This is a genomic window from Nocardiopsis sp. iso_40, assembly GCF_056173285.1.
The window spans coordinates 3613728-3636217 of sequence record NZ_CM149666.1 but is presented as its reverse complement, the minus strand read 5'-3'; the positions used below and the strand labels follow the sequence as shown (position 1 = coordinate 3636217).

Below are 22490 nucleotides of genomic sequence, written 5' to 3'. Positions count from 1 at the left end.
AGGGTGAGTATGGGGCGAGGGGGAACCATGCCAGACCAGCGGCGGTACTGCTACGTGTCCGGGCTGAGCCTGGGGGTCCCGGCGCTGGAGGAACTCTGTGCCCAGGGACGCCCGCCGGCCCTGGTGGTCTCCTACCCGGCCGAGCTGGCACACCGCTCCGGCTACTTCGACTTCGAGGAGGTCACCCGCCGTCACGAACTGCCGCACCTGCGGGCGGCTGACATCAACACCGACGAGGTGCGCGACGCCCTGGTAGCCCACCGGATCGACCTGATGGTCGTCACGGGCTGGTCGCAGCTGGTGCACGAGCAGGTCCTGGCCTCGCTGCCGTTGGGCGGGGTCGGCCTGCACCCCTCACCACTGCCGGTCGGCCGCGGGCGCGCCCCCATCCCCTGGACGATCCTGCGCGACATGCGCTCCAGCGCCGTCACCCTCTTCCACCTGGAACGGGAGGCCGACGCGGGCGACATCGTGGACCGGATCTGGTTCGACGTGGCCCCCGACGTCACCGCCACCGGCCTGTACGAGAGGACCGGGCGCCTGCAGTCCGAACTGCTCGTACGCAACCTGGAGGCGCTCCTGGAGGGGCGTGCGCCCCGCCGCCCCCAGAGCGGTCACGTCTCGGTGTGGCCGCGCCGCCGCCCCAGCGACGGCCGCCTCGACCTGACCGCCGCCGGGCGTGACGTGGACCGGATGGTGCGCGCCCTGGCCGCCCCCTACCCCGGTGCCTTCGCGATGTTCGGCGGGGCCCGGATCACCCTGTGCTCGGGAGCGCTCTCCGAGGAGGTCGTGGGCGGTGACCCCGGACAGATCGTCTCCGCGGGCCCCGGTCGTGAATGGGGTGTGACCTGCGGGGACGGCAGTGTTTTCGTGCCCGGGACCGTGCGGGTGGACGAGGGGGTGCTCGCCGACCCGACCTCCCTGGCCATGTTCCGGCCGGGACGCTACTTCGACGCCCCCTCCGAGCACATGCTGGCCGCGACCCGGCGCACCCCGGTCCCGGGCAACGGGGACGCCGAACACCGCCGCCCCGCCGAGGTCCAGGCCCCGATCGACGGCCAGGTCGGTGCCCCGGCGACCTCCACCGCGGACAACCGCCGTTAGACCCGGGAAGCCCCCCCGTGCACCGCCCAAGGCGCCCGTTCAGGCGTCGACGAGGGCGGCGGCGTGGCGCCCCGCGGCGGCTGCGCTCAGGAACGCGGCCCGGTCCTCCTCCAGCCCGCGCCCCATCGTCGAGACCTTGACCGGCAGGGCGAGCAGTTCCTCCTCCAGGCCGGTGACCGGCACCTCCACCAGCGTGTGCCGTTCCGCCAGGCTCCAGGCCTGGTCGCGGACGCACTCGCCGAAGAACCCGGGAAGGCTCGGCACCACCACGTCGGCTGGTGCCAGGGCCACCCGGCCGTAGGCGGTCAGGCTGTGGTGGGAGACCCCGCGGTGCCTCCTGCGCTGGTCGGCCTCGCTGATCCGCAGGCTGGCCACCGGGCGCCCGCCCAGGACGGCGGCCGCGTTCACCGCCTCGCCGCAGGCAACCCCGGAGAACCCCCACGGGGTGCCGGTCCCCAGGTTCCCCGGCCCCTGGCAGACCACCGCGATGTCGGCCCCCAGCACGTGCCGGGCGGCGAGCAGCCCCGAGTGCACGGTGACCGCCTCCAGGTCGCCGCCGAAGGCCTGCCCGGTCGTCACACACCCGGCGAGCAGCCCCTCCCCCCGCAGAACCCCGACGAGCTGGGAGAAGGCGGCGGGTAGGGCGCCGCCGTCGAGCATCACGTTGACCACCCGGGCCCCCGGGCGTTCGGCGCGGATCCCGGCGAGGACGGCGGGCAGCGCGGAGTGCAGGTCGGCGACGACCACGGGCATCCCGTCGATCCCCTCGGCCGAGAGCAGCGCCTCGTGGTGCTCGGACCCCTGTTCGTCCGCGCCCAGGACGGTGGCCTGGAGCGGGGTGTAGCGGGCCTTGACCAGGTGTCCGGGGCCCTCGCGGTCGGCGGGCAACCGGTCGGGCAGGGCCACCACCAGGGCGTATCCGCCGGTTCCCAGCCCCAGGTCCAGGGCTCCGGTGTTGAGCAGGACGGTGTCGCCGACCTCGGGTGCGCCGACCAGGTCGGTGTAGGCCAGCGCACGGCAGACGGGGGGCGGTGCCGAGCCCTCCCCGCCGGTGCTCACCGAGACCGCGCACAGGCGGACCCCGGGCCACGAGGGCAGGACCTGACGGACTTCACCACGGCGCCACCGGATCATGCTGGGCACGGTACCGTCGGAGCTGAACCGGAGGTGGGAGGACGCGCCCTCGCGGCCCCGCCCGGTCCATCCACCACAGCGGGCAAGAGGAGTGCGGACAATGTCGCGCAGGAAGACCGAACGGCAGCTCAACCTGGTCATCTGCCTGTTGTCCACGCGGCGCCACCTGACCGCGCAGGAGATCCGCGCGACGGTGCAGGGGTACGCCGAGGCCGATACCGAGTCGGCCTTCAAGCGCATGTTCGAGCGGGACAAGCGGGAGCTGCGGGACAGCGGTATCCCCATCCAGGTCGGCACCGGGGACGCCTTCAGCGGGGAGGAGGGGTACCGGATCTCCCGCTCGGACTACGAGCTGCCCGAGATCGAGCTCCTGCCCGACGAGGCGGTCGTGCTGGGCCTGGCGGCCCGGGCCTGGCGCCACGCCTCCCTGGGCGAGGCCGCGGCCAACGCCCTGTTCAAGCTCCGTTCGGCCGGGGTTCCGGTCGACTCGGAGGCGGCCCCGGGGCTGACCCCGGCCATGCGGACCGACGAGCCGGCCTTCGGGCCGGTGTGGCAGGCGGTCCGGGACCGGCGGCCGATCTCCTTCGACTACCGCAAGCCGGGCCAGGAACGGGCGCAGCGGCGCGAGGTCGAACCGTGGGGCATCGTGAACCTGCGCGGCCACTGGTACGTGGTGGGCCATGACCGGTTGCGCGACGCCCGGCGGGTGTTCCGCCTCGGGCGGATCCAGGGCGGGGTGGACGTGGTGCGCACCGGGCCCGACGTGGTCGTCCCCGAGGGGGTGGAGCTGCGTTCGGTGGTCTCCCAGCAGAGCGCCGTGCCCGAGCGGACCGCGACCCTGCGGGTGTGCACCGACTCCGCGCACGCCCTGCGCCGCCGTGCGCTGCGCGTGGTCCCGGGGGAGCGCGACGGTACCGGCAGCGGCTGGGACACCCTCACACTGCCCTACACCGACACGGGCGGGCTGGTGCGGCAGGTGGCCTCGCACGGTTCGCGGGCGGTCGTGGTGGAGCCGCCGCAGGCCCGGGCGGCGGTGGCGGCCCACCTGGCCGGGGTGGTCGAGGGGGCCGCCGCGGCGGAGGACCCCGGCGCGGTCGCCGCCGCGGAGGGGGAGGACGCCCCCGCCCGGGGCCCCCGCTCCGCCGACCAGCTCCGCCGGCTCCTCATGCTGGTCCCGTACGCGCTCGGCCGCGACGTGCGGGTACCCGAGGTGGCGCGGCACTTCGGGCTCAGTGAGAAGCAGGTGGTCTCCGACCTGAGCCTGCTCTGGATGTGCGGTCTGCCGGGGTACACCCCCGGTGACCTGATCGAGGTGGACCTGGACGCGGCCAAGGAGACCGGTGAGATCATCATCGGCAACGCCGACACCCTGGCCCAGCCGCTGCGGCTCACCGCGGACGAGGCCGCCAGCCTTGTCGTGGGCCTGTCCCTGCTGGAGGCGCTGCCCGAGGCCCAGGGGGTCGAGGGCGGCGCCCTCAAGCGGGTGGGGGAGAAGCTGCGCACCGCCGCCGGGACGGCCGTGAGCAGCCTCGCCGACGCGGTGCAGGTCCGGGTCGAGCTGGACGAACAGGTCGCCCGGACCCAGCGCCGCTGCGCGGACGCCCTGGGGGCCGGGCAGCGCCTGCACCTGCGCTACCTGTCGGGTTACCTGGACCAGGTCACCGAGCGGGACGTCGATCCGATGGGGTTGGTGGTCCAGGACGGCCACACCTTCCTGGAGGGGTACTGCCACCTGCGGCAGGACGTGCGGCTGTTCCGCCTGGACCGGGTCCTGGAGCTGACCGTGCTGCCCTTCGCCGCCGAGGTGCCCGAGGGGGTGGGCCGACGCGACCTGTCCGGCGGGGTGCTCCAGCGCTCCGAGCGCGACGCCCTGGTGACCCTGGTGCTGGAACCCTCCGCGCGGTGGGTCACCGAGGACTACGTGTGCGAGTCGGCGGTGGAGCTCCCCGGGGGCGGTGTGCGGGCGACCCTGCGCACCCCCGCGCCGGCGTGGGTGGCCCGGCTGGCCCTGTCGCTGGGGCGGGAGGGGCGTCTGGTGTCACCGGAGGGCCTCGCGGAGGAGGTGCGGGCCGAGGCGGAGCGGGCCCTGCGGCATTACGAGACCTCCGAGGCCCCCGGGGAACTGGTTGAGACCACTTCGCCGCCGGAGTGAGGCCCACCTGTTCACCCGGGGGTGGGGTGTAGGCCAGCGCGGAAGGGATATGGTGAGAGCGTGATCGCCCTCGCTGTCCTTTTCGGTGTGTTCTGTGCCGGAGCCTGTACCGTCGGCGCCCTCGCCCTGAGAGCGCGCCGCGAGGCCCGCGCCCTGTCCGAAGAGGTGACACGGGCGGCGGGCGGGTACCAGGCGAGCAGCGCTGACCTGCGTGAACGCATCCGTCGTGGCGGTGCCGACGCATGACGGACGCGCGTACCATCAGAGGCGCTTGGTCGCGCCCCGTAGAGAGGTAGAACCATGGGACCGTTCAACGGACCTACCATCGCCATCCTGGTGATCGTCGCCATCCTTCTGTTCGGAGCCAAGAAGCTTCCGGACCTGGCCCGGTCCCTGGGCCGCAGCGCCCGGATCCTCAAGGCCGAGAGCAAGGGCCTGGTCGACGACGAGGAGACCAAGGGCGAGGAGGAGCCGAAGGCGCAGCAGGCCCAGGACCAGCAGCAGGCCCCGCAGCCCGACAGCGCCCAGGGCGCCAACCAGCAGCAGGGTTACCCGCAGCTGCCCCCCGGCCAGCGCATCGTCAACGAGTCCGGTGAGCGCAGCAACCAGACCCACAACAACTAGCGGTGCCGGATCGGCGCCCCCGCTTCACCGCGGCGTGTCCGGGCGCCGAGAAGGCGGGGGAGGAACCCTCCCAGCGCCCGAACGAAACCCCCTGGGGCTGAGCCACGGAGCCCGGCCCCGGCCGGATCCACGCGCGGTACCCGCCGGTGCCGCGCCGGACGGCTGTCGTCAGCGGGGAGTCCGCGCCCTCGGCGCGGGCCCGGATGAGAAGAGAGTGACCGCACGATGAGGTCCCGAAGCCGATCGGCCAACCCGGACGCCCGGATGCCGCTCATGGACCACCTGCGCGAGCTGCGCAACCGGTTGGCCAAGGCGCTGCTCATCCTGGCCCTGGGGTCGGTGGTCGGCGCCGTCTTCTACGACCAGGTGTGGAACTTCCTCACCGAGCCCTACTGCTCGCTCCCCGCCTCCCAGGTCGTCGAGGGCGGCGGCTGTTCCCTGATCGTCACCGGCCCCTTCGACGCGTTCTTCGTCGCCTTCAAGGTCTGGCTGTTCGTCGGAGCCCTGGTCACCGCGCCGCTCTGGCTCTACCAGCTCTGGGCCTTCGTCGCCCCGGCGCTGCACGGCAACGAGAAGAAGTACGCCTACATCTTCGCGCCGCTGGCCGGCCTCCTGTTCGTCTCGGGCGCGGCCCTGGCGTACTCGATCACCGCGCTCGCCCTCCAGATGCTGTTCGGCTTCCTGCCCGAGGACGCGGACCCGTTCCTGACCATCGGCGAGTACCTCAGCTACATGCTCATCATGATGGGCATGTTCGGTCTCGGCTTCGTCATGCCGCTGCTGGTGGTCCTGCTCAACATCGTCGGCATCCTCAGCCACGAGGCCATCGTCAAGTGGCGTCAGGTCATCATCTTCTCCGCCTTCCTGATCGCGGCGGTCGTCACCCCGGCCGAGCCCATCTCGATGCTGGCCCTGGCGATCCCCCTCATCATCCTCTTCGAGCTCGCCGAGCTGTTCTGCTTCTTCAACGACCGCCGCAGACGGCGCAACGACCCCGTCGGCGACCTCGACGACGACGAGATCTCCGAGCTCGACGACCTGCCCTCCGACCTGGACTACACGCCCTCCTCGCTGGACGGGCCCGACTCCGGGGGCGAATCCGGCAAGCGCTCCTGAGGCCGTTCGGGAAGCGCTAGGGTTCGGCTGGGAACAGTCGGCGGCGGGCCCGGGCGCCCACACGCCCCTGGTCCGCCGTCGCCCCGGACACCGCTGCCAGAGCGAGCTCCACCCACACCGAGCTCCAGGAACCAGGAAGACCAGGAACACCAGATGAGCGAGCAGACCGAGGCCAAGAAGGAACTGCCGCCCGAGGCCATGGGCAACGAGAAGTGGCACGACACCACCCACGCCGTGTGGATGCGTTCCTCCCTGTCCAAGCCGGACTCCGAGGCGGTCGTCGAGGTCGCCGAGTTCGACGACGGCTTCCGCGCGGTGCGGGACGGCAAGTCACCTCAGAAGGGCACCCTGTTCTTCACCCCCGCCGAGTGGGAGGCCTTCGTCCTGGGCGCCCGCGACGGCGAGTTCGACATCCCCGAGGAGTACCTCACCGAGGAGGAGATCGCGATCCAGCGCGGTCAGGCCGAGGTCGAGGCGACCTGGGTGCCCTCCCCGCTGAACACGCCGGAGGCGATGGAGGAGTACCATCGCCGCCAGCGTGAGGAAACCGAGCAGGGGTCCACGACCCGGGACGACTGAGCGGCGCCTGCGCCCGGGCGCGGGTGTGCGGGTACCTCACCCGGCCCCGTACACCCCTTTGACCCCGGCCCCGGGTAGTTAAGGACCGGCATATGCCCCCTCACATCGCCCTTCTGGTCAACCCGGCCTCGGGCCGACGCCGCGCCGCCGTCATGGCGGTGCGCCTGAAGGCGGCCCTGCGCGACGCGGGCGCGCGTGTGCACGTCTACACCGGCCGCTCCGCGGCGGACAGCCGTCGACTGGCCCGCCTGGCCGCCGCGGACCGCCCCGACGCACTGGTCGCGGTCGGCGGTGACGGCCTGGTGCACCAGGCACTCCAGGGCGTGGTCGGTACCGGCGTGCCCCTGGCGGTGATCCCGGCGGGTAGCGGCAACGACGTGGCCCGCGCCTTCGGCGTCCCGCGCGGCTCCGCGCGCAGGGCGGCCGAGGCGATCCTGGCCGGCCGCACCCGCCCCAGCGACGTGGTCCGCCTGACCGCGGCCGACGGCGCCCAGCGCTACTACATGAGCGTTCTGGCCTGCGGTTTCGATGCCCGGGTCAATGAACGGGTGAACAACTTCCGCTTCGGTGTCGGCCGTGCCGGCTACCTGCTCGGGCTCCTCGCCGAACTGCGCTCCTTCCAGCCCGTCGACTTCGAGATCGACGTCGACGAACACCGGATCGCCGAACCCGGCATGCTGGTGGCGGTCGGCAACACCAGTGCCTACGGCGGCGGTATGCACGTGTGCGCCGAGGCCGTCCCCGACGACGGGCTGCTCGACGTCGTCTTCGTCCGGCAGGGGCCGCTCGGCCGCTTCCTGCGCATGTTCCCCAAGGTCTTCGCCGGAAGCCACCTCGGTCTCGACGAGGTGGTCTCGGTGCGGGGGCGCACCGTCACCATCCGGGGCGACGCGGGGGCGGCCTACGCCGACGGGGAACGCATCGGACCGCCGACACTGGTGTGCGAGGTGGTGCCAAAGGCGGTCGAGATGTTGGAGCTGACCTCATAGGCTGGGAGACCTATGAGTAGTCACTCCGAGCGTTACGCCGCCTTCCGCCGGCGCCAGAGCGCCTCCAGCGCCGCGATCGAGGCCTTCCAGGGGCTCTACGGGTTCGAGTTCGACCCCTTCCAGATCAGGGCCTGCAAGGCCCTGGAAGGCGGACACGGGGTGCTGGTCGCCGCGCCGACCGGATCCGGCAAGACGGTGGTCGGCGAGTTCGCCGTGCACCTGGCCCTGGCCGAGGGCACCAAGTGCTTCTACACCACGCCTATCAAGGCCCTGTCCAACCAGAAGTACAACGACCTGGTCAAGCGCTACGGCGCCGACCAGGTCGGGCTGCTGACCGGTGACAACAGCGTCAACGGTGAGGCGCCCGTGGTCGTGATGACCACCGAGGTGCTGCGCAACATGCTCTACGAGGGTTCGTCCACCCTGGGCGGGCTGGCCTACGTGGTCATGGACGAGGTGCACTACCTCGCCGACCGGTTCCGCGGCGCGGTCTGGGAGGAGGTGATCATCCACCTGCCCGAGTCGGTGCGCATGGTCGCCCTGTCCGCGACCGTCAGCAACGCCGAGGAGTTCGGTGAGTGGCTCCAGCAGGTACGCGGCGACACCACCGTCATCGTCGACGAGAAGCGGCCCGTTCCGCTGTGGCAGCACGTCATGGTGGGCAAACGGATCCACGACCTGTTCGTCGAGCAGCAGGAGGAGTCCGCGGACGCGGAGGAGGGGGGCGGTCGCAGCCGACGCAAGCGGGAACGGCGCCGGCTCCAGCACCAGCGCCCCCAGGAGATCCGGGTGGGCGGGCAGAAACTGCTCATCAACCCGTACCTGAGCCGTACCGCCGAGGACGACGCGCGCACCACCCAGTTGGCCAACCGGCGGCGCCACCCGCAGACCAGGGCCCGCGGCAACGTGCGTCCGCGCACCCGGTTCGCCCCGCCCACCCGGCCGATGATCATCGAGGAACTGGACGCCGAGGGGCTCCTCCCGGCGATCACCTTCATCTTCAGCCGGGCGGGCTGCGACGACGCCGTCCGCCAGTGCGTGGCCTCCGGCCTGGTGCTCACCACGCCCGAGGAGGCCGACCAGATCCGCGAGTACGCCGAGACGCGCTGTGCGGACATCCCCCGCGCGGATCTGAGCGTGCTCGGCTTCGACTCCTGGCTGCGCGCCCTGGAGGCGGGGATCTCCGCGCACCACGCGGGCATGCTGCCCACCTTCAAGGAGATCGTCGAGCACCTGTTCTCCAGGGGCCTGATCCGGGCGGTCTTCGCCACCGAGACGCTGGCCCTGGGCATCAACATGCCCGCCCGCACCGTGGTGATCGAGAAGCTCGACAAGTGGAACGGGGAGACCCACGCCGCGCTCACCCCCGGCGAGTACACCCAGCTCACCGGGCGGGCCGGACGGCGGGGCATCGACGTGGAGGGGCACGCGGTCGTGGTCTGGCAGGCCGGGACCGACCCCGAGTCGGTGGCCAGCCTGGCGGGCACCCGTACCTACCCGCTCAACTCCAGCTTCCGGCCCTCCTACAACATGGCGGTCAACCTGGTCGGCCAGGTCGGCCGTCGGCGCAGCCGCAACATGCTGGAGGCCTCCTTCGCCCAGTTCCAGGCGGACCGGGCCGTGGTCGGCCTGGTCAAGCAGCTGCGCAAACACGAGGAGGCCCTGGAGGGCTACGCCAAGGCCGCCGAGTGCCACCTGGGCGACTTCATGGAGTACGCGGGGCTGCGCCGGGCCCTGAGCGACCGTGAGGCCGCGCTCGCGAAGAACCGTTCGGCCCAGCGCCGGGACGAGGCCCTGGAGAGCCTGGAGCGGCTGCGCACCGGCGACATCATCCGCATCCCCTCGGGCCGCTTCTCCGGGCACGCCGTGGTCCTGGACCCCGGGTTGCGCCACGACCTGCCCGCACCGCTGGTCCTGACCGCGGACAAGCAGGTCAAGCGGGTCAACGCCAGCGACTTCAACATCCCGGTGCACCCCTCGGGGCGGATGCGCATCCCCAAGTCCTTCTCCGCGCGCTCCCCTCGTTCGCGCCAGGACCTGGCCTCGACCCTGCGGAACAAACTCAGGGAGCAGGGCACCGACCCCTCCTACGAACGACGGGGCGGTCGCCGTGACCAGCAGGAGGACCCCGAGGTCCGTCGGCTGCGCTCCGCGCTGAAGAAGCACCCCTGCCACGGCTGTTCCGACCGTGAGGACCACGCCCGCTGGGCCGAGCGCTACTTCCGGCTGCAGAAGGAGACGGAATCGCTGCGCCGCCGGGTGGAGGGGCGTTCGCACGTCATCTCCCGTACCTTCGACCGGGTGTGCGGTGTCCTGGAGGACCTGGAGTACCTGTCGGGCGACGAGGTCTCCGAGGAGGGCGGCAAGCTCGCCAAGATCTACTCCGAACTGGACCTGCTGGTCGCCGAGTGCCTGCGCCGGGGCGTGTGGGACGACCTCAACCCGGTGGAACTGGCCGCGTGCGCCGCGGCCCTGGTCTACGAGGCGCGCCGGAACGACGACGCCTTCCCGCGCCTGCCGGAGGGAAAGGTCGAGGAGGCCCTCACCGAGATGGTGCGGTTGTGGGGGGAGCTCAACGAGGTGGAGGCCCGGCACCGGGTCTCGTTCCTGCGCCAGCCCGACCTCGGCTTCGTGTGGACCGCGCACCGCTGGGCGCGCGGTGACCGGCTCGACGCGATCCTGCGCCAGTCCGAGATGACCGCGGGGGACTTCGTGCGCACCGCGAAGATGCTGGTGGACATGCTCAGCCAGATCGCGGGTGCGGCCGCCGACCCCCGGATGCGGACCAACGCCCGCAAGGCCTCGGACCTGGTCCGCCGCGGGGTGGTCGCCTACTCCTCCTTCAGCTAGGACGTGTTTCGTAAGTGGATCAAGGTCATGCGGCGGTCATGTCCCTCGGCCCGGAGAGATCTGACAGAGGCTCAGCGGGCGGTGTCGGAGTCGTTGCTTCCGAAGGGCGTCAAGCCCGGAGGGCCACCGGTGCGCACCAAGCGGCAGCCGATCGATGGCATGCGGTTCCGGGCACGGACCGGTACACCGTGTCGGGACCTGTTCGAGCGGTACGGCCTGTTCCGCCGCTGGCAGCGCGGGGCCCTGGCACCGCGTCTTCGAGCGGCTCCGGGCCCGAGCCGAGGCGAAGGGGCCGATCACCTGGGACACCCCGGTGGGCTCCACCATCGCCCGCCCCCGCCAACACGCGGCCGGTGTCCCCATCCGGGTCGTGGTACAGGCAGGGTGCGCGGGAACGCACGGTACCCCTCGGAGCCGTCGCTGCCCGGTAACGCCATGACGTTGGTGGCGCGGCCACCGTAGAGCCGCGCCCCACCGGCGCGAAGGTCGGCTTTGAGGAGCTACCGAAGATGTTCCAGGGTCTGGTGCGGTACGTGCCCACGACGAATGACGCGATGGTGCACGGAGCGGTCTACCCTCGGCGGTCCCTGGTTCTGGTCGCCGGGGTGCCCGGGGCCGGGAAGAGCACACTGCTGCGGCGGCTGTTCGGTCTCCACGGGGACGAGGAGCGGCCCGTGCTCACCGCGGACGGCGTGCGGGTGATCGACTCGCTGCAGTCGCGGTACCGGCTGGGACCGCTGCTCGACCGCATCCCCTACCCGCTGTGGCGCTGGGTGGTGCACGTACTGCACCTGGCCCAGGTGGCCGCGGCGCTGCGCGGCGGCCCGGTGGTGGTGCACGAGTGCGGGACCCGGCGCCCGGTGCGCGTGCTGCTCGCCCTGCTCTGCCTGCTCCGCCGGTACGAGGTGCATGTGCTGATGATCGACGCCACCCCGCAGGAGGCCCGGAGCGGCCAGAACGCCCGGGGGCGGCGGGTGACCGAGCGCAGCCACCGGAAGCATTCGCGGCGCTGGCGGCGGCTGCGCGCGGCCACCCGGCGCGGGTCGGCGGCGTTCGCGCCGGGCGTGCGCAGTCTGCTCGCACTCGACCGGCGCCGGGCGCGGGAGCTGGCCTGGATCCGGTTCGGCCCCTGTACGGACGCCCGTGCTCCCCTGCACACCGCGGTGGAGTCGCCCTCTGCCCAGATTGAACCCGTGATGCCCGATACCCGGTGACACTGGCTGGTTACGGCGGTACGACGTCCCCGTGAGGACCGTCGAGCGGGCAATCGACCTGCTCAGGCGGGACAGGGGCGGTCGCGACCCGTTATGACAGGCGGGCCGCGATCTTCGGCGGGCCCCGCGGAACAACCGGACGGGGGCGGGCGTTCGAGGCGTAGTGGGGCCCCGGTGGTCGAACCGGGTCACCGGGGGCGCCATCATGGGATAAGCACGGGACCCCGAACGGGGCCTGTAGTCCGCAAGACGTCCTGAAACGAGGCTTCAGCAGTGCTGCGCACCCTCATGAACGGCAAGATCCACCGTGCCACGGTCACCCAGGCCGACCTGCACTACGTGGGCTCGGTCACCATCGACGCCGACCTGATGGACGCCGCCGACATCGTCGACGGCGAGCAGGTCCACATCGTTGACATCGACAACGGCAACCGCCTGGTCACCTACGCCCTCGTCGGTGAGCGGGGCAGCGGCGTCATCGGGATCAACGGCGCGGCGGCGCGCCTGGTGAGCCCCGGCGACCTGGTCATCCTCATCGGTTACGCCCAGGTGGACGAGAGGGAGCGGGCCGACCACGTTCAGCACATCGTGCACGTGGACCGCGACAACAAGATCGTCGCACTGGGCAACGACCCGGCCGAGCCGGTTCCCGGCAGCGGTCTCGTCGCCGGCCGCTGAACCGTTCGCCGTCCGCAGCGCCCCGAACGCCCGTGCCCCGGCACGGGCGTTCGCCTGCGGCGGGGTCCGTGCGGCCGGGGGTGTGCTCCAGGAGGGCGTCCCGGGGCGCCGTGGAGCCGGCTGAGGGCCGGGAAACCCCTCAGCCTGGCCGGTTCCGGCCTGATCGGTCGTCCGGGCGCCGGGTATGCCCAGAGGCGGCATGGACGAACGGGACGAGGAACGGCGTCGGGTCGCCGAACACATCGAGTGGCAGAAGCAGGGAGCGTGGGTCGTCCTCTGGGGGGTCTACACCCGGTGTTTCTGGGCGTACGCCTGCTGGCCGGTGGTCCCGGAGGACGGGGTGGTCGTCCACGCGCAGGACCCCGACCTGCTGTACGCCGAGATGCGCTATGTCGAGCGCGAGCACGACTTCCTGCGGTGGCGGTACGGCCGGGGGCGGCCCCGGACCGGGCTCCCCGGCGGGTGAGCGGTCCACACCCCGAAAATCATCCCCTTTGCCCCGTATGATCAGTGAAAATCCCGGCGAGCTACGATTCGTCTTTCAGGCGGATGAATCGGAGTGTCGGTCCAGTGTCCACAGAAACCAGCCGGGGCGGGAAAGCCCTCACCGAGGCGGAACGCACCAGGCTGCAACGGCGTACCGTCCTGGTCCTCATGATCGCCCAGGTCGTCGGCGGTATCGGTATGGGCGCCATGCTGGCGGTGGGCGCGCTCATCGCCCTGGACCTGAGCGGTTCGGACACCTGGTCCGGGATGGCCACCACCATGATCACCCTGGGCGCGGCCGTCTTCGCGCTGCCCCTGGCCGCCACCGCCGCCCGTAGTGGCCGCCGCCCCGGCCTCGCCCTGGGCTGGCTCCTGGGCGCCCTGGGCGGGACCGTCGTCATCGCCGCCACCGTGTGGGAGCTGTTCGCGCTCTTCCTGGCCGGGATGTTGCTGATCGGTGCGGGGACCGCCACCAACCTCCAGGCCCGGCACGCGGCGGCCGACCTGGCCACCGAACGCACCCGCGGCCGCGACCTGTCCGTCGTGGTCTGGGCGACCACCGTGGGCGCCGTGGTCGGCCCCAACCTGGTCGGCCCCACCGGCGGCCTGGCCGAGTCCCTGGGGCTGACCGACCTCCTGGGTCCGGTCCTGCTCACCACGGCCGGTTTCCTGGGCGGCGCCGCCCTCATCGGCGCGCTGCTGCGCCCCGACCCCCTGCTGGCCGCCACGGCAGAGGCCGAACGGGTCGAACGCGACCGGGGCGGGGCCCCGAGGGCGAAGCTCACCCTGGCCGACGGCCTCCGGGCGATCGGCCGCAGCCCGGCCGCGCTCCTGGCCGTGGTCGGCATCGTGGCCAGCCACACCGTGATGGTCGCGGTGATGACCATGACTCCGGTGCACATGTCGCACCACGGGTCCGAGCTCACCGTCATAGGCCTGACGATCTCCCTGCACATCGCCGGCATGTACGCGTTCTCCCCGGTCGTGGGCTGGCTCGCGGACCGCTTCGGGCGTGTCCCCGTACTCCTGGCCGGGCAGGTGGTCCTGCTCGCGGCCACCGCCGTCTCGGGCACCGCGGGGCACGACGAGGCACTGGTGACCACCGGCCTGGTCCTGCTCGGCCTGGGATGGTCCTTCGGCCTGGTGTCCGGCAGCACCCTGCTCGCGGAGTCGCTCTCCGCCGAGGTACGACCGCGGGCCCAGGGCTTCAGCGACCTGGTGATGAACCTGGGCGGCGCGGCGTCCGGCGCGCTCTCCGGCGTGGTCCTGGCCACGGCGGGTTTCGGCGGTCTGAACGTGTTCGCGGCCCTGTTCACCGTCCCGGTGTTCGTGCTCGCGGTCCGCGCCCTGCTCTCCCGCGGCCGTGCCGAGGGGGACCTTCGCGCGGGCTGACCGGGCGGCGCGACCGGCCCGGGGCAAACACATCCGGACCTTTACCGGAAACGCCCGGTGAGCTCTCCTCGAACCTCTCTTTACGCGGTTACGGTGCAGTTTCGAGGCGTCCGCCGAGGGAGGCGGGCCCGTGCCGCCGGACGAAGGGGTGTTCTCATTGAGTGACCGGGAACCCGAGGAAGGGGCCGGGGAACGGCCGGAACGGGATCCGGTGAACCACCGTCCACCGGAGGAGTGGCGGCCGGGCGACCCCGGTGACCCGAGCGGGGGCGGTCCGCGACCGCCCGGGGAACCGGAACACGGATCCACCGCGTACGAACCCCCTCCCGGCGGCCCCCGGCCGTACGTCGGCCCGCCCCCGGGCCAACCGGCCCACGGGTACCCGACGGGGCACCCCACCGGTGCGCAGCCCGGACCGGTGGACCCGGGGGAGCTCTCGGAGGGGCCGAACGGGCCGGCCCAGGCCGGGTACGAGCACGCGGGCTACGCCCCCGGTTACGGCGAGTACCCCGGAGCGCCGGGCGGCGGCGAGTACGCGGGTGCGCCGGGCACGTACCAGACCCCCGGAGGGTACGGCGGCCCGGGCGGGTTCCGCCCGCCACCGCCCAGGCAGACGCCGTGGGGCAAGATCATCGGGATCGGCTGCGGTGTCCTGCTCCTGCTGCTCCTGGTTCTGGGCGGTTGTGCCGCGCTGGTCCTGATCGCCGCAGGCGGCTCCTAGACGGACGCCGACGAGGCCGGTGCGCGGCCCCGGGACGGAACACCGGCGGCACGATGCCGGGGCCCTGTCAGGGGGCCAGCGCCGGATCGCGCAGCCACTCCGCCAGGTCCTCCCGGCGTTCGCTGTCGCACTTGAGCGGGCACGTGGTGCAGAAGCCGTGCTCGGGGTCGCCCTTGTAGTCGAAGCAGCAGGTGCCCCGGACCGCCCAGGTCCCCCTGGGGTGGCCGGGCGCGAACGGGAACAGGCGCGGGCGCTTGCGGGTGACGGCCCCCGCCGCGACCACGGCGTCACCCAGCCGGGTGGCCAGCTCCCAGGCCTGCTCGGCGTCCCGGCCCAGGTACCGGGCCGGGTTGAGCATGTAGAAGTGCAGGGTGTCGAGCACCCAGCCCCACAGGGTGCGCTTGCCCGCGCGGGAGTGCGCGTGCAGTGCGTCGATGAGGGGCTCGAAGGTGGCGAAAAGTGCTTCGGCGGTGAGCCGCAGCTGTTCGTCCTCGTCACGGGCGAGCACGGTGTCGGGACGGCCGGCGGCCGGGTCGTCGGGCAGCACGACGGTGCGGACGCCGGTCACGACGGGGGTGCCGAAGCGGGACCGGGCGGTGTCCCAGGGCAGGTGGAGCGTGTCCGGTGTGAACAGCGGTCCGCGGCCGGTCAGGTACAGGGACGCGGCGGCCATGAAGACGGGCTCGCGCAGGGTGACCCGCAGGAAGTTGGTGGCGGCCGGGAGCCGGTGCCCGGGGCCGTGTTCGGTCCGGAGCTTGTCGAACAGGACCGGAAGCCAGCCGTGGTCGGTCATCGAGGTGACGCTGTGCTGCTGTACGCCGTCCGCCTGTCGGCCGTGGAGCTCGGCCGGGCTGGTGATCTCGGGCAGCGGCGCGAACTTCAGCCGCGAGCAGACACCGCGGAGAGCGTCGAGCGGATCTGGAGTCACCTGGCAACCCTTCGTCGCATAGCGTAACCGTCAAGTCCGGGGGCGGTGTGGTCGCAGCTACCACCGGGGGACGGGTTCACCTGCGCCTCTTAAGTGAGGCTATCCTAACGAATCTTGCGGTTGCAATGTGACGGGGCACTTGTTTGCCGAAACCTGAGCCCTCCGTTCCCGAGGGAAGAGCTGTTCAGGCCGGGTGCCCGGTCCGAGCCCGGTCAGGGGGCGGTACGGCCCGCGGGCCCGGGGGCCGACGGGCACACGGGCTCCGTTCCCCGCCCGGGACTCCGCGGGCTCAGCGGACCAGGACCAGGTGGTGGCGGCTCAGCGCGGACACCACCCGGGCGCACTCCTCGACACTCACTCCCGCCCGCTCTGCCAGCTCCGCCACCGACAGATCCCGGTGCTCGGCGATCGCCGCCAGGACCGGTTCGGTCACCGCGGGGAGCCGGTACCGCTTCCCGGATACCGTGAGCGCGACCCGCTCGCCCTCACGCTCCACCGGCGGCGGCAGGATCGGGACGAACTCCACCCGCGCTCCGGCCGGCGGGACGTCCTCCGCCACCGCCCAGGGGAGCGAGAACGACGTACGTCGGGGGAAGCGCGCGTCGCGCTCGGCGAGGAAGGCGTCCAGGTCCGCGGCCTCGGCCAGTTCCACCAGCCGGGCCACCAGTTCGTGCCGGTGCTTGCGGCGTTCCTCCGGGGCCGCGAACCGGGGCAGGTCCTGCCGGAACGACTCCTCCGCGAACAGGCTCCGCACCAGGGCGTCCGCCCAGTCGATTCCGGTCGCCCGGGTGAAACCGAAGGTCAGATGCATGCTGACCTCCCCGGTTCCGGTCACCGTGTGCCACCAGCCGCGCGGCACGTGGATCACCTGGCCGGGCCGCAACACTCCCTCCCACACCATGTGCAGCCCGCCGTCGGCGTCCCGGGGCGGGGTGTGCGAGTGGTCGGTGTCGTTCTTCATCGGGTACGGGCGCGAACCCGGTCCGTGCACCTGCCAGTGCTTGGTCCCCTCCACCTGGACGATCACCGTGTCGTGGTCGTCCCAGTGGGTGTCGAACCCCCGGGACTCGCCCCAGATCAGGTACAGGTTGGCCTGCGCGCGCTCACGGGTGAGACGCATGAGGTCGTCGGCGGCCGCGCCCACCGGCGGGTGCATCCGGTCCATACCGTCCAGCACCAGGCTCGCCCCGGACCGCAGCTCCCGGTACAGCGACTCCGGGCGCACGATCCGCCGGGCGGTCCGCGAGGCCGTGCCCTGCTCGGTGTAGCGGTCCAGCGGCACCGGGGACCCGTCCCGGTGCAGCCGCAGCCGGGGCGGTTCCGGGGCGCACGCGGCCAGCAGACCGTTGAGGTCCTCGAAGGTCAGGAGCGAGCGTACGGCTTCCGCGCCCAGGTCGGCGAAGACGAACTCCTCCGACAGTCGGGTGGTCAGTGCGTCGCGGCCCACGACGTCGCACAGGGTTCCGGTGAACAGGCTGCCGGGATCGGTCACGGCTGTCCTTTCCAAGACGGTTCGAGGGGCGCGTGGACTCCGGGAAGGGGCGGGGCGTGCGGGGAGGGGAGGGACCCGCCCGGCCCGGGACGCGGCGGCCGGGCCGGGCGGGACCGGATCAGATGAAGTCCGAGCTGGAGTCGGTGCCGTCACTGTCGCCGCCCGCGGTGATGTCGCGGGAGGTCACCTCCGCCAGGTCCTCGACCTCAACCTCGATGGGGTCCATACCGCACCTCGCTTTCTGTGTGCCGTTGATCCTCATGACCAGGGCCGTCCCGTGCGCCGTCAGCGCCCGGTCAGCCCCGTCCTGTGGGCCGCGAACGCGTGCGCGTCGGCGGCCAGCCCGACCGCCCTGCTGACCGAACGCGGGCCGTGCCCGACATCGCGTTCGTAGCGCAGCAGGGCGGCAGGGCGCTCCCGGTGGTCCCCGGCGGCCGCCAGCAGGGCCGCGCACATCTTGCGCGGGTGGGCGGCGTCGGTCCGGGTGTCCCCGTCGAAGCCGGTGAGCAGGACACCGGGGTACCGCAGCCCCGGTGTGCGCAGGGCGCCGTCCAGGACACGGTGGTAGGGGGAGTAGGACATCAGGGCGGCGAAGTCGTCCGGATCGGACACCGTGCCGAACTCCCGGGTCCACATCCGGCCCAGCCCCATGCGTTCGAAACGGGCCATGTCCGCGAGCGGGGCCGAGGCGATCACCGCCGCGCACAGGTCCGGGCGCGCGGTGGCCGCGGCCAGTACGAGCAGTCCGCCGGCCGAACCGCCGGACAGGCAGAGCTGGTCGCGCGTGCACCGGCCGGTGCGTACCAGGGCGTCGGCCGAGGCCACCAGGTCCTGGACCGCGCGCGGCTTGCGGCGTCCCGAACCCTCCAGGTGCCACCGGCGCCCCGCGTCCCCGCCCCCGCGTACGTGGGCCACGGCGTACCGGCCGCCCGAGAGCAGCCAGGCGAGGACGGTCGCGCTGAACCCGAACTGGCGCGGGCGGCCGAACCCGCCGTAGGCGTGCAGGATGGTCGGCCCCGGGGCGTGCTCCCCCGAGGCGTCGAAGACGGTGACGGGGACGCGTGTGCCGTCCTCGGAACGGCACCACAGGACGGTCCGCTCCACGGCGGGGGAGGGCGGGGCACCCCGTGTACCCGAGGTGTTCGGACGCGGCGGCCGGAGGGCGGGCCAGGGGGCGGGCCGGTGGGAGCCCGGGGCCAGCCGCAGCACCCTCTGCTGGGTGGCCACGTCCGCGTAGCCGAAGTACAGGGTGCCGTCGGGGGCCGCGACGGGGCCGGAGACCATGCCCTCACCGGGCAGTTCCACCGTGCTGGTCCGGGCCCCGGAGGCGGTCCCGTGCACGGTCGCCTCGCTGGTGCCCAACCGGGTGCGGACCACCAGCAGCGCCGTGCCGTCCGCGCCCCGGTGCGGGCAGAAGGCGTCCAGGACCGCCCCGGGGTCCTCGGCGACCACCTCGCGCCAGTGCTCGGGGGAGAGGCCGCCAGCGGGCGCGGCCGGGTCGAGGGCGCAGATGCGCCGGTGGGGCGCGTCCAGGGTGGTGCGCAGGTAGAGCAGACCGTCCGGCCCCAGCCGGGCTTCGGTCTCGGCCTCGGGACCCGCCTGGACCGGTCGGAACTCGGGCCGCTGCGGCGGGGAGGCGGTCAGGTCGGCCAACCACAGGTCGGTGCGGTGCCCGGTGCCGTGGCTCTCGGTGACCAGCAGCCACCGCTCGCCCAGCACCCGCACGCCCGGGACGGTGCCGGCGCTGGCGCAGGAGTACACGAGGGACTCGGCGCCGTCGGCGACCCGGCGCAGCCATACGCCGCGCACCCCCCGGGCGCCGTCGCGGCGCACGTAGTAGAAGGACCGTCCGGGCCCGGGCAGCCAGGCCACGTGCGAGTAGCGGACCCCGGTCACGGTCGGTCCGACGGGCGCTCCGGTGTCCACGCGGAGCACGCGCAGTTCGCCGCGCTCCACCCCGCCGGAGGAGGTCTGGAGGGCGACCAGGCGACCGTCTGGGCTGGGTTCCCAGGCGTCCAGGGTGGTCCGCCCGGTGGGGTCCTCGGCGCAGGGGTCGTGCACGGTGCGCGGACCGAGCGGTTCGCGGGGGGACACGGAACCGGCGGCGTCGGCGGAGCCGGGGTGGTCGGGCCACACGACCAGTCGCGGATGCTCGCTCCCGGCCGGGCGCACGGTGCCGAACAGGGCTCCGGGCCGGTGGACCGGCGGGGACCACAGGTCGGTGTCCACGAGCGCGCGGATGCGTTCGGCCAGGCGCTCCCTCAGCGGCCAGGCGGCCGCCTGGCGGCGGTACTCCCGGTCGCGCTCCGCCAGCCAGCGGAGGGTCTCGGGGGAGTCGGCCGTCTCCAGCCAGCGGTAGGGGTCGGGCACGGGGCGGCCGTGCAGGGTGTCGACGACCGACAGGGGCTCGGGGGCGAGGGCGGCTCCGGGGGCTCGGTTGCGCACCATCACATGTTTCAAGCGCGCCGACACGACGGTCAAGGAAGAGATTCCTGCTCACCGGGCGAAGGGAATGTCACCGAAAGGGAAGGTTTGTCTACTGGGCCTGGGAGGACTGACCGGGTGGCCGAGGCCGGAACACGGGTAGGTCCCCGAAGAGTCCGCGTCTGAGGAGGAGCAGATGGAGAGCACCGTCCGAACCGCCCCCACTCCGCGCCGGTCGCTGCTGGCCGCGGTCTGCTTCGCGGCCGCGGTACTGGCCACCGCGCTGGTCGGCGGCCTCGCCGCGGCCGGTTCCGCGGGCGTCTACGCCGACCTCGAACTCCCCGCCTGGGCGCCGCCCGCCTGGTTGTTCGGCCCCGTCTGGACCGTCCTGTACGTGCTGGTGGCCGTGGCGGGATGGCTCGTGTGGCGCGCCGCGGGGACGCGGGGCGCCGCGTCCTTCCTGGCCGTCTACGCGGTCCAGCTGGTGTTGAACGCCGCCTGGACACCGCTGTTCTTCGGGGCGGGCCTGTACGGGGCGGCGCTGGCCGACATCGCGCTCCTGACCGCGGCGGTGGCCGCGACCCTTCTGCTGGCTCTGCGGCACAGCCGGGCGGCGGCGCTCCTGTTCGCCCCCTACCTGGCCTGGGTGGCCTTCGCCACCGCGCTCAACGCGGCGATCTGGGCCGCCAACTGAGGGATTCGGTCCGCAGTGCCCGGGACCCGGGTCCCGGAGGCGGTCCGGGCCCCGGACCGGCCGAAAGAGGGCGCGGGCGGTGCCCCGGAGGATGGGGGCACCGCCCGCGCGGCCCGGTCGGCGGGATCAGGCGTTGTCGGGGTGGCCGATGGCCAGGCCGCTCTCCTGGTCGAAGAAGTGCAGCTGGCTGACGTCCACCGACAGGCTGATCGTACGGCCCGGGCGCACGTTGCTGCGCGGGCTCACCCGGGCGGTGAACAGCGAACGGCTGCCGCCCAGCGACAGGGCGGAGTCGGAGGCCTCCTCACCGTCTCCGGCGGCGTCCTTGGCCAGGGCCGTCGCGTCCTCGTGGCGCACCGGCGGGGCGTCGATGCCGAAGATCACGTTGATCTCGGTGCCCAGCTCCTCGGTGACGCTGGCGGTGACCTCGATGCGCGGGCCGCTGTCGCCGTCGAACTCGGCGTCGTTGAAGTCGGAGGGGCGGATGCCCAGGATGAGGGAGCGGCCCAGGTACTCGCTCAGCTGCGGGCGCTCCTTGAGGAGGCTGGCCGGGACCGGGAGCTCGTGGTCGGCGAACTTGAGGACGGCGCCCTCGCCGTCGCGGGACAGCTCGGCGTCGACGAAGTTCATCGCGGGGGAGCCGATGAACCCGGCCACGAAGAGGTTGACGGGGGCGTCGAAGAGGCGCTTGGGGGTGTCGACCTGCTGGAGTCGGCCGTCCCGCAGCACCGCGACCCGGTCGCCGAGGGTCATCGCCTCGATCTGGTCGTGGGTGACGTAGACGGTGGTGACGCCGAGGCGCTCGTGCAGCTGGTTGAGGGAGGCCCGCATCTGCACGCGCAGCTTGGCGTCCAGGTTGGACAGCGGCTCGTCCATCAGGAAGGCCTGCGGCTCGCGCACGATGGCGCGGCCCATCGCCACGCGCTGGCGCTGACCGCCGGAGAGCGCGCCCGGCTTGCGCTTGAGGTAGGGCTCCAGGCCGAGCATCTCCGCGGCCTCGCTGACACGGCGGGCGATCTCGGCCTTGGGCACCTTGCGCAGCTTCAGGCCGAAGGCGAGGTTCTGCTCGACGCTCATGTGGGGGTAGAGCGCGTAGTTCTGGAAGACCATCGCGATGTCGCGGTCCTTCGGCGGACGGTCGTTGACGACCTCGTCGCCGATGACCAGGGTGCCCGCGGAGATCTCCTCCAGACCCGCGATCATGCGCAGCGCGGTGGACTTGCCGCAGCCGGAGGGGCCGACGAGCACCATGAACTCGCCGTCGTTGATCTGCAGGTTCAGGTCGTCGACGGCTTTGACGTCACCGCCGTAGATCTTGTCGACGTTCTGGAGGGCGATCTCCGCCATGGCTGTGCTCCCGCGTTGGGTCGGTGGTCCGGCGTGTCCGGTAGCGGGCGGATCTCGTGGCTGGAGACCCCCCACCCCGACTCGATGGTCGAAGTTGATCGAAACGGGCCGGTTTGTTGATCACATCAGACAGGATCATGATCGAAATGTCCATAGCGTCTTCGATTTCGATCTGGTTGCGGTCATGCTCAAACCACCCCCGGTCAGCTGGCGTGCTGGGCCCAGGTGCGTTAGCCTGTCCGACGGTTCATCACTTTCTCCCCTCCCGACGCATGACGCGGTAGCCACGACACGGCGCCCGGGTTGAGGCAACGGGTCGGGGAGTCTGGGTAACCTAACGACCAGTCCAGCACTGGACGGACCGGTTGTGCGGCCCCCGCTCGTCCGATTGGACGCTGCATCACGCGCCAGGTGCAGTTGGGATCGGGTGAGGGGCGGAGTACCGCGACCGGGCGGGGGGTTGGACCCGGAAAAGGCCCGAACATCCAGTAGACAACGGTCTTCCGAGCTCGCCGCCGACGGGACGGAGCCGGTCCGAAGGGTGGCTCGGGCCTTTTCCGCGTCCC

At 72.5% G+C, this 22490-nt stretch carries 19 protein-coding genes; 14 read left to right on the top strand and 5 right to left on the bottom strand.

Translation table 11 applies throughout. The annotated features are described in order from the left end of the window. The first annotated feature begins 27 nt into the window (after positions 1-27). Positions 28-1104 (top strand): methionyl-tRNA formyltransferase, encoded by a 1077-nt coding sequence (locus AC0VYD_RS15975; RefSeq protein WP_475476323.1) that lies wholly within the window; start codon positions 28-30, stop codon positions 1102-1104. Positions 1105-1143: 39 nt separating this feature from the next. On the opposite strand, the gene AC0VYD_RS15970 is transcribed toward AC0VYD_RS15975, so the two are convergent. Further along, complete coding sequence (locus AC0VYD_RS15970; RefSeq protein WP_475480280.1) at positions 1144-2238, bottom strand: DUF3866 family protein; 1095 nt, start codon at positions 2236-2238, stop codon at positions 1144-1146. A 100-nt stretch (positions 2239-2338) separates the two neighbouring features. Between AC0VYD_RS15970 and AC0VYD_RS15965 the strand changes: the two genes are divergently transcribed. The 12 genes from AC0VYD_RS15965 to AC0VYD_RS15910 all read left to right on the top strand — a co-directional run bounded on the left by AC0VYD_RS15965 (position 2339) and on the right by AC0VYD_RS15910 (position 15039). Further along, positions 2339-4390, top strand: coding sequence for a helix-turn-helix transcriptional regulator (locus tag AC0VYD_RS15965; protein ID WP_475476322.1), 2052 nt, complete (start codon positions 2339-2341; stop codon positions 4388-4390). 60 nt (positions 4391-4450) lie between these two features. Further along, the gene (locus tag AC0VYD_RS15960) at positions 4451-4636 is read left to right on the top strand and encodes a hypothetical protein (RefSeq protein WP_475476321.1); all 186 of its coding nucleotides are present in this window, start codon (positions 4451-4453) and stop codon (positions 4634-4636) included. A 54-nt stretch (positions 4637-4690) separates the two neighbouring features. Beyond that, positions 4691-5014 (top strand): Sec-independent protein translocase subunit TatA, encoded by a 324-nt coding sequence (gene tatA, locus AC0VYD_RS15955; RefSeq protein ID WP_475476320.1) that lies wholly within the window; start codon positions 4691-4693, stop codon positions 5012-5014. 264 nt (positions 5015-5278) lie between these two features. Next, positions 5279-6130, top strand: a complete 852-nt coding sequence (tatC, locus tag AC0VYD_RS15950) for a twin-arginine translocase subunit TatC (protein WP_475480279.1) — start codon at positions 5279-5281, stop codon at positions 6128-6130. 153 nt (positions 6131-6283) lie between these two features. After that, a complete protein-coding gene (locus AC0VYD_RS15945; protein WP_475476319.1) occupies positions 6284-6709 on the top strand; it encodes a DUF397 domain-containing protein in 426 nt (141 codons plus the stop codon). A gap of 92 nt (positions 6710-6801) precedes the next feature. Further along, positions 6802-7698 (top strand): diacylglycerol/lipid kinase family protein, encoded by an 897-nt coding sequence (locus AC0VYD_RS15940; protein WP_475476318.1) that lies wholly within the window; start codon positions 6802-6804, stop codon positions 7696-7698. A gap of 12 nt (positions 7699-7710) precedes the next feature. After that, positions 7711-10548 (top strand): DEAD/DEAH box helicase, encoded by a 2838-nt coding sequence (locus AC0VYD_RS15935; RefSeq protein ID WP_475476317.1) that lies wholly within the window; start codon positions 7711-7713, stop codon positions 10546-10548. Positions 10549-11057: 509 nt separating this feature from the next. Beyond that, a complete protein-coding gene (locus AC0VYD_RS15930) occupies positions 11058-11762 on the top strand; it encodes an AAA family ATPase (protein ID WP_475476316.1) in 705 nt (234 codons plus the stop codon). Between the two features lie 273 nt (positions 11763-12035). Then, on the top strand, positions 12036-12440 hold the full coding sequence (gene panD / locus AC0VYD_RS15925; protein WP_191271696.1) for an aspartate 1-decarboxylase: 405 nt from the start codon (positions 12036-12038) through the stop codon (positions 12438-12440). 199 nt (positions 12441-12639) lie between these two features. Beyond that, a complete protein-coding gene (locus AC0VYD_RS15920; protein ID WP_475476315.1) occupies positions 12640-12906 on the top strand; it encodes a hypothetical protein in 267 nt (88 codons plus the stop codon). Between the two features lie 104 nt (positions 12907-13010). Continuing rightward, entirely contained in the window at positions 13011-14318 is a 1308-nt protein-coding gene (locus tag AC0VYD_RS15915) for an MFS transporter (RefSeq protein ID WP_475476314.1), read from the top strand. Between the two features lie 211 nt (positions 14319-14529). After that, a complete protein-coding gene (locus tag AC0VYD_RS15910; protein ID WP_475476313.1) occupies positions 14530-15039 on the top strand; it encodes a hypothetical protein in 510 nt (169 codons plus the stop codon). 67 nt (positions 15040-15106) lie between these two features. Here the strand turns inward: AC0VYD_RS15910 and AC0VYD_RS15905 are convergent, their stop codons facing one another. The 3 genes from AC0VYD_RS15905 to AC0VYD_RS15895 form a co-directional block, all read right to left on the bottom strand. Further along, entirely contained in the window at positions 15107-15967 is an 861-nt protein-coding gene (locus AC0VYD_RS15905) for a ferric iron reductase FhuF-like transporter family protein (protein WP_475476312.1), read from the bottom strand. A 289-nt stretch (positions 15968-16256) separates the two neighbouring features. Next, positions 16257-17459, bottom strand: coding sequence for a JmjC domain-containing protein (locus AC0VYD_RS15900; protein ID WP_475476311.1), 1203 nt, complete (start codon positions 17457-17459; stop codon positions 16257-16259). A gap of 285 nt (positions 17460-17744) precedes the next feature. Beyond that, entirely contained in the window at positions 17745-19907 is a 2163-nt protein-coding gene (locus tag AC0VYD_RS15895; RefSeq protein WP_475476310.1) for a prolyl oligopeptidase family serine peptidase, read from the bottom strand. 172 nt (positions 19908-20079) lie between these two features. Between AC0VYD_RS15895 and AC0VYD_RS15890 the strand changes: the two genes are divergently transcribed. Next, on the top strand, positions 20080-20577 hold the full coding sequence (locus tag AC0VYD_RS15890; RefSeq protein ID WP_475476309.1) for a TspO/MBR family protein: 498 nt from the start codon (positions 20080-20082) through the stop codon (positions 20575-20577). Between the two features lie 126 nt (positions 20578-20703). Here AC0VYD_RS15890 and AC0VYD_RS15885 read toward each other — a convergent pair whose 3' ends face one another. Beyond that, entirely contained in the window at positions 20704-21924 is a 1221-nt protein-coding gene (locus AC0VYD_RS15885) for an ABC transporter ATP-binding protein (protein WP_475476308.1), read from the bottom strand. Positions 21925-22490: the final 566 nt, after the last annotated feature.

Coding starts and splice junctions, on each gene's coding strand:
- AC0VYD_RS15975 (WP_475476323.1), top strand. CDS start 28: ATGCCAGACCAGCGGCGGTACTGCTACGTGTCCGGGCTGAGCCTGGGG.
- AC0VYD_RS15970 (WP_475480280.1), bottom strand. CDS start 2,238: ATGATCCGGTGGCGCCGTGGTGAAGTCCGTCAGGTCCTGCCCTCGTGG.
- AC0VYD_RS15965 (WP_475476322.1), top strand. CDS start 2,339: ATGTCGCGCAGGAAGACCGAACGGCAGCTCAACCTGGTCATCTGCCTG.
- tatA (WP_475476320.1), top strand. CDS start 4,691: ATGGGACCGTTCAACGGACCTACCATCGCCATCCTGGTGATCGTCGCC.
- tatC (WP_475480279.1), top strand. CDS start 5,279: ATGCCGCTCATGGACCACCTGCGCGAGCTGCGCAACCGGTTGGCCAAG.
- AC0VYD_RS15945 (WP_475476319.1), top strand. CDS start 6,284: ATGAGCGAGCAGACCGAGGCCAAGAAGGAACTGCCGCCCGAGGCCATG.
- AC0VYD_RS15940 (WP_475476318.1), top strand. CDS start 6,802: ATGCCCCCTCACATCGCCCTTCTGGTCAACCCGGCCTCGGGCCGACGC.
- AC0VYD_RS15935 (WP_475476317.1), top strand. CDS start 7,711: ATGAGTAGTCACTCCGAGCGTTACGCCGCCTTCCGCCGGCGCCAGAGC.
- AC0VYD_RS15930 (WP_475476316.1), top strand. CDS start 11,058: ATGTTCCAGGGTCTGGTGCGGTACGTGCCCACGACGAATGACGCGATG.
- AC0VYD_RS15920 (WP_475476315.1), top strand. CDS start 12,640: ATGGACGAACGGGACGAGGAACGGCGTCGGGTCGCCGAACACATCGAG.
- AC0VYD_RS15895 (WP_475476310.1), bottom strand. CDS start 19,907: ATGGTGCGCAACCGAGCCCCCGGAGCCGCCCTCGCCCCCGAGCCCCTG.
- AC0VYD_RS15890 (WP_475476309.1), top strand. CDS start 20,080: ATGGAGAGCACCGTCCGAACCGCCCCCACTCCGCGCCGGTCGCTGCTG.
- AC0VYD_RS15885 (WP_475476308.1), bottom strand. CDS start 21,924: ATGGCGGAGATCGCCCTCCAGAACGTCGACAAGATCTACGGCGGTGAC.